The organism is Vibrio sp. ZF 223 (assembly GCF_003050585.1).
Lineage (GTDB): Bacteria > Pseudomonadota > Gammaproteobacteria > Enterobacterales > Vibrionaceae > Vibrio > Vibrio crassostreae.
Map to the genome: position 1 here is coordinate 593,443 of NZ_PIGB01000002.1, position 12,767 is coordinate 606,209.

Genomic DNA, 12,767 nt, shown 5'->3' on the forward strand with positions numbered 1-12,767 from the left:
CAACAGTACGTCCTTTATGAGTCTATAAATGTCTAAGCTAAAGCGCAGAGAGAGCGATCTCTGTATTAAAATTGATTTTGAGAAGAACTCTCGTAATCCTCAACGTGTCTTTAATTCAATGAGTCACTTGATTTCGTCAGTTGAAGAGTTTCATTCATGTTTACTTAACTCTGTTTCTGCTGAGACCAAATCAAGCTTCCTCCTTTCAGATATTAACGAGGGCTCCATAAAGTCTTGGTTATGCCCTGAAATTGAAGGGGATGTGACAGAAGAGCAAAAAGGTCGTTTAACTAAATTCCTTAATTATTGTACTGATTTAGTTATATCTTTTATCGCTGAAAGAGACACAATTGAATCATTAGAGGTTCTAGCTGACTTAGAAGACGAAATAGCAACAGCAGCTGTGGAGTTCGAAGTTGAGGAGTTTCCTAATGTTTTTTCACTGGATCGCTACAGGTTGTTAAAAGGTTATACAGAATTATCGCAGTCAACTACGGAGTTGAACGATGTCGATCAAGTTTACTTTAATTCTCGTGGTGAACCAAAAATAATCAATAAGAAGTTCCATTTAACAAAAGATGACGTAGAAGCAATTCTGATCGAGAGAGTTGAAAAGAATACGACAACGGAAACCCTAGTAATTAAAAAAGCAGACTTTATTGGTAAATCAATGTGGGACTTCTTACGCAAGAAATCTTCGATTTCTGCGCGTATTACACACGAGGAGTGGTTAGATAAATTCCACTCTCGAATAGAAACTGTGGCTCCAGGTGATGGATTACTTTGCAATCTCGTAACAACAGCATATTTTGATAAATCTGATAGGCTGATTGATACTAAATATGAAGTGGTATTTGTACATAAAAAAGTAGATGTATTACACCTACAGCAAGAATTAAAGTATGACAATGAATAAATCTAATCAAAATGCGTTGCTGATCTTATTATCTGAGTATCTTTTTATCTTCTTACCTTTCCTTGTCATTGGAATCATAAAAATATACAAGGCTGACTTTTCTACTTTCTTTCAAGCTGCTGATTGGAGTTTTGCTGCTTCAATTTTATTTGGACAGGTCATTGTTAAGTTAGTTTCTGGATCAGTTATTCATTCCAAAGCTAAGTGGCAGCGGGTTGTTGTCTTGCTTTCATTTATTCTCGTATTGGGTCTAGTCCCAAGCCTAGTTGTGTTGGCTCTCATCCTTATCGACGGTGGTGTTTCAAGCTTCTTAGTAAAGACACAGATTATACTTTTCTCTCTGGCATCGTTGGTCTTCTTTTTGGTAGGTTCGGCTGCACACGCGATGATAGAAGAGGGTAACGATTGATTTAAGCGCGATTCGGCGTGCGTGGCATTTTTACTATGTGTTAGTTTAAGTGATTAAGTTGGGCTTGTTCATAAGTAATTGTGCGGATTGAATTAGCATTATGTGGCAGGTATGGAATTCGAATATAAGAAAGTAGAACCAAATCACAGAGATTTTCAGTCATTAATCGCTGAGCTGAATTCGTCACTTCGTCAGATTACTAATGACACAGGCGAAAGCTCTTTTGTATCCGACGCTTTTGACCCACCAAAAGATGGATGTATCGTGGTGTATCTAAATGATAGTGCTGTGGCATGTGGGGTATTTAGATATCATGAAAGTGAAGTTTGTGAACTTAAGCGGATGTACTCTAACAAAGCCGGTGCGGGCTCTTATTTATTGAAAAAACTCGAATGTTTTGCGATTGAAAAAGGCTATCGAAAAGCTGTTCTATCGACACGTAGAGTTAACTCAAAAGCGGTGTCCTTTTACTGTCGTCACTCTTACTCAGAATCCAGTGCGTATGGTAAATATGTCGGTGTAGATCGTTCAATTTGCTTCTCAAAAACGCTGGTCATATAACAACCAAACCTATTCTGTCTTAGTTTCACGGAGGAAACATGACAAGCGACCAACTATTGGAAAAAGCACTTTATAGCAGTGCCAGCATCCATCAACCTCACTCTTTAAAAGCCTATTTGGCAGCGAATCACCTTAATGATTATTTCGGCACAACAGACAATGTGTGGCTTAAAACGAGTGAGTTGATAGATAAAACTGAGATTGAAGTTTTAGGTGAGTACTCTGCAACGGTGCAGGCACCCAAGTTCTCAGATTTTCGTATTCAAAGGATATTGGATAATGGGGTATACCCAGCGTCGTATGCTGCATTAATACAGTGGCATGAGAATAAGGGCTTTCAAGATATCTTCTCGTATTACGTTTCGCAGGCTTCTAAAACAAGCGAATACCTTTCCCACAATGTGACTATCTTATTGGCGTTGAATCGCGTTTACCGTGAGTTAGAGCCGTCTCAAGTGCCAGCGTTCCTTAACCGCTTCACTGAATTTGTCACATCGACTCGTTCTGACGGCGACCGAAGCACTGACACAAACGAAGCCGTAGAGCTCAATAGCGTATTACAAGCATGCTTAAAACAGTTTGGTTTCTTTGGGCATAACTTAATTACGCTGACGTGGATAATGCGTTGTAAGGAAGAGCTGTCGAAAGAGCAATATGACGCAATGCTTTTTAATCTCTATCAACAGGCCAATAGCCCGTTGGAAGATCCTGACGATGAGATTGATCAAGCTATCTTAGCGCAGTGTCAAAGCTCAGATAATTCAGATGAGCTCTATGACAATGTTCACCGATTGGTTTTTGGGTATACGTCGAATCTACACCAGATAACGCTAGCGGATGCATTGTGTTTTCTTCACGAACAATTCCCTGAACATATTTCGGAGCTAAAGCACATTGCCGAGTATCAGTGTCGTCTGTTAGAAAAGTGAGTTTAATTAGGATGTTGCATTTAACTTATGCAACGTTATCAGGCTAGTTAGCGCAGAAGTACAACTTACACGCTAATCAGATCTCAAATTGAAAAAAAGAGCTACTCGATAATGCAGCTGTGCTCTTTACTTCTGAAAACCAGTCAGGTGTGAAATATAGCTCACATATTACGGCTCTCCCACGCAAAGGCGAACGTTTGCCTTTTGTTTCTCGGAATTTAATTGCAACAGTAAATGACACACAAACGTAGAGGTAGCGCACAGAAACGAAAAAGGGGATATCGCGATTACGTAATCATTGATCTAGCCGATAGTGAGATAGTGATAAGAGGTCGATAATTCGTTGTCGGATCTAAATTAGAACTTTAAATCTAATTTCTAAGTAGTTGTTATCTCAGGAAGAGTTTTTGTGCTATGCGCCCCTATATTAAATACATTATCCCTATTTTAATTCCTTTCATTATCCTCTTAATGCCGCTATCAGCGTTTCCATTTGAAGGCCTTACGATTATTCAACAACGCGTTATCGCGATCTTTTTATTAGCGGCATTGTGCTGGGTGTTCGAGCCTATCCCGATTTACGCGACGTCTGTTGTTATTATCGTTCTGCAATTATTGATGTTGTCGGATAAAGGGCTGATCTTTTTAAGGTTTGATCATGGGGAAGAACATTTTGGTGAGCTGTTAAAATACAGCGATATCATGGCGACATTCGCTAGCCCAATCATCATGCTGTTTTTAGGTGGTTTCTTCTTAGCAATGGCCGCCACTAAATATCGATTAGACGTAAACTTAGCTCGTGTGTTGTTGAAGCCATTTGGACAAGACCCAAAGTTTGTGATGCTCGGCTTAATGTTGATCACTGGTATCTTTTCGATGTTTATGTCTAACACGGCAACAACGGCAATGATGCTATCTATTTTAACGCCGGTACTGGCTGTGTTTGGTCCGAAAGACCCCGGTCGTGTAGCGTTTGCGCTTTGTATTCCTGTTGCCGCTAACATCGGTGGCATTGGTACCCCGATCGGTACCCCGCCGAATGCTATCGCACTTAAATATTTAGTTGGCGATAATCTCATTACGTTCGGTGAATGGATGGCATTTGGTGTGCCGTTTGTCGTTATTATGATGGCGTTAGCGTGGTTTTTAATCGGCTTTATGTACAAAGCTGACCAAAAGAAAATTGAGCTAAGCATCAAAGGTAAATTCCTTAAAACGCCTAAAGCCATTGCGGTATACGTCACTTTTGCGCTGACCATCATTCTTTGGTTAATGGGCTCAAGCCATGGCATGAACTCTTATACTGTCGCTCTTATTCCTGTCGCTGTGTTCTCACTCACAGGGATCATCAATAAAGAAGACCTGAAAAAGATTTCTTGGGACGTACTGTGGCTTGTATCAGGTGGTATTGCGCTTGGTTTAGCTCTCGATAAAACTGGCTTAGCAAGGCTCGTGGTACACAGCATTCCGTTTGATACTTACTCACCCTATGTGGTGTTGTTCGGAGCGGCGTTCTTGTGTTTGGTAATGGCAAACTTCATGTCTCATACCGCAACGGCTAACTTGTTAATGCCAATTATGGCTGCATTAGGTTCGTCTATGGCTTCACTCACGCCACTCGGTGGTGAGTTAACGTTAATTCTGGTTGTAACTTTTGCCGCTTCATTAGGTATGTCGCTGCCAATCAGTACGCCACCGAATGCGTTGGCTCATGCCACTGGCCATGTGCAAAGTAATCAAATGGCCAGAATCGGTATTATTTTGGGTGTGGTTGGTGTGCTATTGAGCTTTGTTATGGTGTGGCTGCTACATTCAATTGGTCACATAGGGTAACGATACGTGTATCAACAAAAGTTAGAAGCACTTATCGATCGCTATTTTAACCACACAGAACGTCGGGTGACGTGCTGTGCCGGTAACACCATTATTGAACAATCAGCGTTAAACACTCGTTTATATTATGTGTTGAGTGGGGAACTGGAAGGGTTTTATTCCGATGCGAATACACCGCAAGTGCGAGTGTTTAGCGCGGGTAGCGGGGCTTTTATAGGCGTTCATAGCTTCTTTTCAGGTAATTGGACTGCATCTTCAACGGTTGTTGCTAAAACCGATGTAGAGTTAGCGTGGATCGATAAAGACACGCCTGCAGAAGATGAACGTAAATTTGGTCCTCTTACCGCACAGTTCACACCTGTGATTGTCAATGAGTTGTCGCGTCGTCAACGCCGCGCAACACAGGAAGCGATCGCGAAACAAAAAGCGCTAGAGAAGTTACATACTGCTGAGCAAATGACGACCTTGGGTCAATTAGCTGCAGGGATTGCCCATGAGCTTAACAACGCAATTGGTGTAGTAAATAGTAAATCCGGTCGACTTGAAACGGTGATCATGGATCTGCTTGAAGAAGTGCATCCAGAAGCCAGTCAATTTTTCGATTTTGGGTTAATGCATGGTCAGAAAACGTCATCGTTAGAAGCACGAACACGTGGGCGACAATTTGAAAGAAAATATGGTTTAGACAAAAACATCGCTCGCTCTCTTGCAAAGGCGATTCCAATTGATGCTTTATCTGCAACAGACGTTATTTCAAAGCATTGGCTGAAAAAACCAGAAGAAGCGATTCGTTTTTGGCAGATGGGCTGTGATTTACATGATTTACGTTTGGCATCTAGACACACTGTCGGCATCGTAAAATCGGTTAAACAACTTGGCAGAGTTGATATTGACACCGAAGAAGCGGTTGATATTAACGACTCCATTAACCATGCCTTATCGTTGTTACAAAGTGAGTTACGTAGAGTGTCTGTGCGATTGAGCCCTGCGGATTTACCGTCTTTTAAAGGATCGAAAACAGAGCTCGTTCAGATTTGGGTCAACATTGTAAAGAATGCTTGTGATGCAATGTCGAAGTCAGACGATGCTGCAATAGAAATTCAAACCAGATTAAGTAAGAAAAGAATATTAGTTACGATCGCGAATAACGGCCCTGAGATAGACGAGGTGACTCGTAGAAAGGTATTTCAGCCCAACTTCACCACTAAAAAAGGTGGTTTATCGTTTGGATTGGGCTTGGGTTTATCAATCGTTAAGCGGATTGTGGCGGGTTATGGCGGAAGTATTATTGTGAAAAGTGATGCTTCTAAAACGGTATTTAGAATCAAGTTACCAATAGAGGGTGAACATGGAGAAGCTTAATTTAATCTGTGTCGATGACCAGAGAGAAGTACTGAGCGCAGTGGTACAAGATTTAGAGCCGCTGGCGAGTTGGCTGAATATTGAAGATTGTGAATCAGCGCAAGAAGTGCTTGATCTCATTGATGAACTTGACGCAGAAGGCGAACACATTACCGTCATCGTGTCTGATCATGTGATGCCAGGGAAAACGGGTGTGGAGTTACTCACTGAAGTGTTCCATGACAGCCGCTTTCCGAATACAAAGAAAATTCTTCTTACGGGGCAGGCCACTCATACTGATACCATCAATGCGATTAATGCAGCAGGTATCGACCGTTACTTTGAAAAGCCTTGGCAAGCAAGCACATTAGTTGAGTGCATTCGTACTCTTGTCACTGAGTACATATTTGATCAAGGGCTTGATTACACGGACTATCAGAATGAGCTCGACCAGCAGGTTGTGTTGAGACGCTTACGTTAGGCTCTTGCGTTAGCCATTTACGTTAGTTTCTTGCGTTAGTCACTATGTTAGTCGCTTGAAATTATATGCACCAGATAACCCTAGCGGATGCATTGTGTTTTTTCAGGAACGATTCCCTGAACATATTACAGAGCTAAAATGCGTCGCAGGGTATCAGTGTCGTCTGTTAGAGCTGTGAGTTGGAAATATTAACAAGTGATTCCTAACGTGCGGTATTTGGAGTTCGAAGTCAGATCGGTGCTTACAAGGTAAAGGACTAGGTTTTTCAAGGTTTACTGCGTAATAATGTATTCGCCCACAAGTGGGGGTTTATAGTCAGTAGGAATTTAAAATGAGTGAGATTGCTCGCTTTCTATCTGGTGAAGTGCCAGATAAATTGGGTCGTAATATAGAACAGTTGTTGGCTTACAATCATTTTTGGTTGGAGCATGACCATAAGTACATCCAAGTGTTTTTCCCAATCGATGAAGGGACTAAGTTTAATCTACATGCGCCGTTGGTTACTCAAGAAGATAGGGCGCTTTTTGCTAACTCAGAAGCGCTTCGCACAGCTCATCTACAAGTGCTTGACCTGATGCTCGAGTTTTGGGGAATGCTGCGAGATGGAAGTAAGATATCGTCACTGTTGCCACTTAGCCCTGCGAATCACGTATGGTTGAAGAATCATGACCATAACCAGCTTCGACTAACGCGAGCTATTCGCAGTTTATATTTGTTAGGTAATGAAGAGGTCGCAACTCGGTTATGTGACTTTCTAGTATCAGCGGCGAGCGAGACAGGCTCGGTGTCGGAGAAAACCGTTCAGTATTGGCGCAATGCCTTGGAAGGTTAGTTTTTCTGTGCAGAGTTTTCGGCACTGCACATCATTGATTCTCAATGCGCGGCATTTTTGTACGGTGCCGCTTTCTCTATATTCAACATTTGAATGCAATTTGTGGAATATATCAAAATTAATTAAATTGCTAGTAAGTTATTATTTTTCATTATGTTAGGGTTCTTTTCTTAAGGTCAGCGGATTAGGAAGAGGCTAATGAAAAAGGGATTTGTGATAGCGATATCAATCAGCTTTGTTGTCTTCTTCTTTGTTGGTCGTGAGCTTCAGTGGTTCGGGTCCAGTAATTCCGAGTCGTTTCCTAAACTTCCTGATAGTCCCCAATTTGTTCCTTCTACCGATTTCGACGGTGAGTGGCTAGGCCGCCGTATTAACACCACTGGCAATAATATGTGTGAACGCACAACTATTACCGGAACCATTCGTGAGGGTAAGGCAACTCTAAGGCTTACCTACAACGGAACAACGTTAGAGGGTTGGGTTACGGAAAGCGGCGACTTACGTTTATATGCTAAACATCGCCAATGGGATTATCGTTTTTCCGCACATGGCAATGGCAATAGATTTTATGGCCGATGGCACTTAACCAATGGCCCGTGCCAAGGAACTTGGTTTATAGAAAAGGTCGATGACAAGTAAGGTTGTTAGCGCATTATATACTTGGAATAACTTAAACGATATCCACACGCATGTGTACGATTTAGTTTAAACATATAGATAGGGAAACCCATGAGGATTGTGATTTTTATCGCTACAGTGATTTTAGTTAAATCAATTGAAGCAAAGTTTGGGCACACCTATAACATCTTTTCAGATCCACTTGATATCAAGTTAGCCGCTCTCGATGTTGTCTTGTGGGTTTCAGTCTACTTTGGCTTATCTCTTGTTTATGAGAAGGGCAAAGGTGCCCTGACTAAAATGGGTAAAGTTAAGAATCCTTAATGGGAAACTTGAACCCTATTACGCGTAACGGAATATTGTTAGTGATTTGAACTAAGAGCAAGAGACGGTTTAGAAAGGAATAGTTATGAATGGAAAAATTGTTCGATGGGTTGATGATAGGGGGTTTGGATTCATCAACTCCGATGAATTAAAGGGCGATATTTTTGTTCATATATCCAAATTTCGAAAGGGTTATCGCTCTCCCAAAGTGGGAGATAGCGTTGAATTTCAACTATCACATAGTACTTCTAAACTCAGCGCTTCGAGTGCTCAGTTAGTTGGTATAGATCCACTTAAATCCAATCCTTTATCACTTATTTTGTCTGCACTTTTCGTCGGGCTTATTGGCGCAGGTTTGTATCTTTTGGTATTGGAGCCTAAGTTAAATCCTGCATATGAGAATATGGGATTTAGTTGCCAAGGTAAAACGCATTGTAGTGAGATGCTATCTTGCGATGAAGCAAAGTTTTATTTGGCAAACTGTCCAAATGTGAAAATAGATGGTGATCGTGATGGTATTCCTTGCGAGAGTCAGCTCTGCAGTCACTATTGATGCCTGTTTATTAGTCATTCAAAATAGACAACTAAAAGGACATTACATGGAAATCAGAGTAGGGACATTACCTGATATTGCAGGCATCACCGATATCTTCAACTTTTATATTGAACATACCAATGCGCGCTTTGAAGAAGATAAGTTATCGTTGGAAAATCGCCAGCAGTGGTTTTCTCAATTTTCGAGCCAAAGCAAATATCAACTGTATGTTGCGACAGAAGGTGATGCGTTATTAGGCTTCGCGTGTTCTCAGCAATACAGGGTTATGTCGGCATTTGAAGATACCGCAGAGGTCACTATCTATCTTGCGGCAGAAGCTCAAGGTAAAGGCTTAGGTTCCGAGCTTTATTCTCAGTTGTTTGCATCGATTAGTGATTATGGTGTTCACCGCGTACTCTCAGGTGTTGCTTTACCTAATGAGGCTTCAATAGCACTTCATAAAAGTTTTGGATTTCGAGAAGTAGGAGTGTTCAATGAATATGCGAAGAAAAACGGTCAATACATCAGTTCAATGTGGTTAGAGAAGGCGTTAAACAAGGAACCAGATTGATTAGGATGGTTCAAACATGATGCAATACTCTTGGTACTTAAATTACGTATTGCTCAATGTTTGATTTAGAAAAAAAGGACACTATATGGACGTAAAATTGGTCAAAGGTTCTGACCCAAAATGCGCAGAGCTGATAACCAAAACGAATATGGCGCCTTACTACAATGCGCGTGGCATCGCTTGGGGTCATGATCAGTTTTTACGCAGCTGGGATGAGCTGGATAACTATGAGGCTTATGTGGGGGATAGCCGTATTGGTGTTATTCGCTTCAGTTACACTAGTGATACAACGCTTCTTAGGGACTTGCAGATATTAACCGAACACCAAGGTAGGGGATTTGGTTCTAGGTGCTTAGATTTAGTGATTGAACATGCGAACAGTCAGGCATCGGAGCAGTTAGTGCTGCGTGTGTTCAGTGAGAATCCCGCTATTAAGCTTTACCAGTCAAAAGGTTTTACAAAGGTTTCTGAAGTGAAAGGGCTTGTTGAAATGGAACTGATTTTAGGAAGAACTATGGACACCATTATCAAACAAGCCATCGAATTGCGAAAAGAGGCCAAGTATCAAGAGTCACGTGACTTGCTGGTAACGCTACTCAGTGATGAAAAGTATGCTGCGAAAGCGCACTTGCAGATAGCTTGGTCTTACGACAATCAAGGCAAAGAACAACAGGCGATTGAGCACTATGTATTGTCTCTGTCTGGCGTACTGTCTTCAGTAGAGCGTTTTGATGCGCTTTTCGGGTTGGCGAGTACTTATCGAAGCCTAGGCCTTTATGCAGAGGCTTTAAGCTATTTCGAACAGACGATGGCAGAGTACCCTGATTCCCTTGAAGTTCAGCCTTTCTACGCGATGTGTTTGTATAATTTGGGTCGCCATAAAGAGGCAACGTCTCTGTTGCTTGAATTGTTGGTTTCTACGACCAATAGCGAGCCGATCAAAGAGTACCAACGAGCGATCTCTTTGTATGCTCAAGACTTGGATAAAACTTGGTAAGCGAGAGCTGTGATTAGCACGCTTCACTTAATACGAGAAAAGCCTAAGCATCATTCGATACTTAGGCTTCAAGATTTAGCTTTTCTATTCAGATCAGCCGTTACGCTGAAAGCTCTTTACGAACGATCTCTGCGCCAGCGCTGAGTGCATTCAGCTTAGCTGAGGCAATGTCGCGAGGTAGGGGAGCCATACCGCAGTTGGTGCAAGGGTAGAGCTTGTCTGCATCAACATACTTAAGTGTTTCTCTCAGAGTGCTAGCCACTTCTTCTGGTGTTTCAATCGAATCGGTTGCCACATCGATCGCACCAACCATTACTTTCTTACCGCGAACAAGTTCAAGCAGTTCAAGTGGCACATGAGAGTTGTGGCACTCTAACGAGATGATATCGATATTTGATTGCTGCAGCATAGGGAAGACTTCTTCATATTGGCGCCACTCAGTGCCTAATGTCTTCTTCCAATCTGTGTTTGCTTTGATGCCGTAGCCATAGCAAATGTGTACTGCGGTTTCGCATTTAAGCCCTTCAATGGCCCTTTCTAAACAAGCGATACCCCAATCATTCACTTCATCAAAGAACACGTTAAATGCAGGCTCATCGAACTGAATAATATCAACGCCTGCGGCTTCAAGTTCTTTGGCTTCTTCGTTGAGGATCTTTGCAAATTCCCACGCCAGTTTTTCACGGCTTTGGTAATGCGCATCGTAAAGTGTATCAATCATGGTCATAGGCCCCGGCAAAGCCCATTTGATCGGTTGGTCTGTTTGCTGGCGTAAGAATTTAGCATCTTCAACAAACACCGATTTCTGACGAGAAACTGGGCCAACAACCGTCGGTACACTTGCATCGTAGCGGTCGCGGATTTTAACGGTTTCACGCTTCTCGAAATCGACACCATTAAGGTGTTCAATGAAGGTGGTCACAAAGTGTTGGCGGGTTTGTTCGCCATCACTCACGATATCGATGCCGGCTTGCTGTTGCTCATGCAGAGACACACGCAGCGCATCCTGTTTGCCATCGGTTAACTCGTCGCCTTCCAGTTTCCATGGAGACCAAAGTGTTTCTGGTTGTGCTAGCCAAGACGGCTTAGGCAAGCTGCCTGCTGTTGAAGTCGGTAATAGTGTTTTCATGATAATTCTGCCTGTCCTTAGATTCCCAAAGTGGATCGTATGTTTCCTAATGCGCGTAAAATAGAACGATTACAGCGCGTAGTTGGCAGACCAGTTGTCTAGTACCGACTGATATGGCTTAATGAAGTTTTCTTCTGCGAACTTACCTTGTTCAACAGCTAGTTTGCTTCGTTCTTCTCGGTCATACACGATTTGGGTCAGTGAGTGATCCAAGTTTTTCAAGTTTGGTTGGTAGCAGTTTCCCGCAACCGCGTTCGCGTTGTAGATCTCAGGGCGGTAGATCTTCTGGAAAGTACCCATGGTACTGATGGTGCTGATAAGCTCTAGATTAGAGTAATCGTTCAGTAGATCACCAAAGAAATAGAAAGCCAGAGGGGCAACACTGTTCGGCGGCATGAAATAACGAACCTGTAAGCCCATCTTCTTGAAATATTGTTCAGTTAAAGAAGACTCGTTAGGTTGGTATTCAAAGCCTAATACAGGGTGTTGGTTTTCAGTACGGTAATAAGTTTTATTATCTGAAACACTCAAACAAATAACAGGTGGTTTCTTAAAGTTCTCTTTGTACGCTTGAGAGTTAACGAAATATTTAAACAGCTTGCCGTGTAAATCACCAAAATCGGCTGGAATACTGAATTTATCTTGGTCTTTATTATGATCTAATAGTAATACACTGAAGTCATAATCACGAACATAAGACGAGAAGTTATTTCCGATAATACCTTCAATGCGCTCATTCGTTTTGTGGTCCAGAATGTTGGTTTTCAGTACTTCAATTGAAGGGAATGCTTCGCCGTTGCTTTCAATGTCCATATCAACAGAAATGATTTCAAGCTCTACAGAGTAGCGGTCGCCCTTCGGGTTGTCCCAGTGTGCTAAAGCATTGAAACTGTTGTCAATCATCTGTAGTGCATTACGTAAGTTCGCTTGACGACTGTCGCCGCGAGCCAAGTTAGCAAAGTTGGTTGTGATACGCGTGCTGTCTGCAGGCTGGTAGTTTTCGTCGAGGCTAATGCTCTTAATCGTAAAGTTAAATTCATTATTCATGTTGATCTGGTATCCCAATTCGTTGTCTGATTCTCTCGGTCTTTAATATTTAAATGCTTTATTTTTGCGTGTGACCGGATTAAGAATCGAGGCTGTCTTCACTAAAAGTGTCGTATAAATTTATTTGCTTAAGGTTTTTATACGTGGATAGGTTGACCATTAACAATGGTATTACTTCACATTCATCATGAGGAATATTCATGATCTATATGTTTGAATATTCAAGTCGGTGTCAGTTATATTA

The 12,767-nt window shown here is 41.9% G+C and carries 15 protein-coding genes and 1 pseudogene; 14 read left to right on the forward strand and 2 right to left on the reverse strand.

What is annotated here, in order from left to right:
• Nucleotides 1–28: 28 nt before the first annotated feature.
• The 14 genes and pseudogenes from CWO13_RS07190 to CWO13_RS23645 all read left to right on the forward strand — a co-directional run bounded on the left by CWO13_RS07190 (nucleotide 29) and on the right by CWO13_RS23645 (nucleotide 10,347).
• Entirely contained in the window at nucleotides 29–916 is an 888-nt protein-coding gene (locus CWO13_RS07190) for a hypothetical protein (protein ID WP_102448242.1), read from the forward strand.
• On the forward strand, nucleotides 909–1,325 hold the full coding sequence (locus CWO13_RS07195; protein ID WP_108161880.1) for a hypothetical protein: 417 nt from the start codon (nucleotides 909–911) through the stop codon (nucleotides 1,323–1,325). The genes CWO13_RS07190 and CWO13_RS07195 overlap by 8 nt, the downstream gene beginning before the upstream one ends.
• 111 nt (nucleotides 1,326–1,436) lie before the next feature.
• Entirely contained in the window at nucleotides 1,437–1,886 is a 450-nt protein-coding gene (locus CWO13_RS07200; protein WP_102448240.1) for a GNAT family N-acetyltransferase, read from the forward strand.
• 38 nt (nucleotides 1,887–1,924) lie between these two features.
• Nucleotides 1,925–2,815: a hypothetical protein gene (locus tag CWO13_RS07205; protein WP_107899177.1), complete on the forward strand. Its 891-nt coding sequence runs from the start codon at nucleotides 1,925–1,927 to the stop codon at nucleotides 2,813–2,815.
• Between the two features lie 414 nt (nucleotides 2,816–3,229).
• Nucleotides 3,230–4,648, forward strand: a complete 1,419-nt coding sequence (locus tag CWO13_RS07210; protein WP_107899178.1) for an SLC13 family permease — start codon at nucleotides 3,230–3,232, stop codon at nucleotides 4,646–4,648.
• A 6-nt stretch (nucleotides 4,649–4,654) separates the two neighbouring features.
• Nucleotides 4,655–6,010, forward strand: a complete 1,356-nt coding sequence (locus CWO13_RS07215) for an ATP-binding protein (protein WP_108082688.1) — start codon at nucleotides 4,655–4,657, stop codon at nucleotides 6,008–6,010.
• The gene (locus CWO13_RS07220) at nucleotides 5,997–6,470 is read left to right on the forward strand and encodes a response regulator (RefSeq protein WP_017062404.1); all 474 of its coding nucleotides are present in this window, start codon (nucleotides 5,997–5,999) and stop codon (nucleotides 6,468–6,470) included. The genes CWO13_RS07215 and CWO13_RS07220 overlap by 14 nt, the downstream gene beginning before the upstream one ends.
• Before the next feature lie 331 nt (nucleotides 6,471–6,801).
• Nucleotides 6,802–7,302: an opioid growth factor receptor-related protein gene (locus tag CWO13_RS07225; protein ID WP_108082689.1), complete on the forward strand. Its 501-nt coding sequence runs from the start codon at nucleotides 6,802–6,804 to the stop codon at nucleotides 7,300–7,302.
• Between the two features lie 198 nt (nucleotides 7,303–7,500).
• Entirely contained in the window at nucleotides 7,501–7,941 is a 441-nt protein-coding gene (locus tag CWO13_RS07230) for a hypothetical protein (RefSeq protein ID WP_108082690.1), read from the forward strand.
• Nucleotides 7,942–8,031: 90 nt separating this feature from the next.
• Nucleotides 8,032–8,244, forward strand: a complete 213-nt coding sequence (locus CWO13_RS07235) for a hypothetical protein (protein ID WP_108082691.1) — start codon at nucleotides 8,032–8,034, stop codon at nucleotides 8,242–8,244.
• 85 nt (nucleotides 8,245–8,329) lie between these two features.
• A complete protein-coding gene (locus tag CWO13_RS07240; protein WP_108082692.1) occupies nucleotides 8,330–8,797 on the forward strand; it encodes a cold shock domain-containing protein in 468 nt (155 codons plus the stop codon).
• A gap of 46 nt (nucleotides 8,798–8,843) precedes the next feature.
• On the forward strand, nucleotides 8,844–9,350 hold the full coding sequence (locus tag CWO13_RS07245; protein ID WP_108082693.1) for a GNAT family N-acetyltransferase: 507 nt from the start codon (nucleotides 8,844–8,846) through the stop codon (nucleotides 9,348–9,350).
• Nucleotides 9,351–9,435: 85 nt separating this feature from the next.
• A pseudogene (locus CWO13_RS23640) lies at nucleotides 9,436–9,867 on the forward strand (GNAT family N-acetyltransferase); the annotation flags it as partial.
• Nucleotides 9,865–10,347: a tetratricopeptide repeat protein gene (locus CWO13_RS23645; RefSeq protein ID WP_258186368.1), complete on the forward strand. Its 483-nt coding sequence runs from the start codon at nucleotides 9,865–9,867 to the stop codon at nucleotides 10,345–10,347. The pseudogene CWO13_RS23640 and the gene CWO13_RS23645, both read left to right, overlap by 3 nt.
• 100 nt (nucleotides 10,348–10,447) lie before the next feature.
• Here the strand turns inward: CWO13_RS23645 and CWO13_RS07255 are convergent, their stop codons facing one another.
• Both CWO13_RS07255 and CWO13_RS07260 read right to left on the reverse strand, forming a co-directional pair.
• Nucleotides 10,448–11,476, reverse strand: a complete 1,029-nt coding sequence (locus CWO13_RS07255) for a methionine synthase (RefSeq protein WP_107899183.1) — start codon at nucleotides 11,474–11,476, stop codon at nucleotides 10,448–10,450.
• 69 nt (nucleotides 11,477–11,545) lie between these two features.
• On the reverse strand, nucleotides 11,546–12,523 hold the full coding sequence (locus CWO13_RS07260; RefSeq protein ID WP_107899184.1) for a DUF1852 domain-containing protein: 978 nt from the start codon (nucleotides 12,521–12,523) through the stop codon (nucleotides 11,546–11,548).
• Nucleotides 12,524–12,767: the final 244 nt, after the last annotated feature.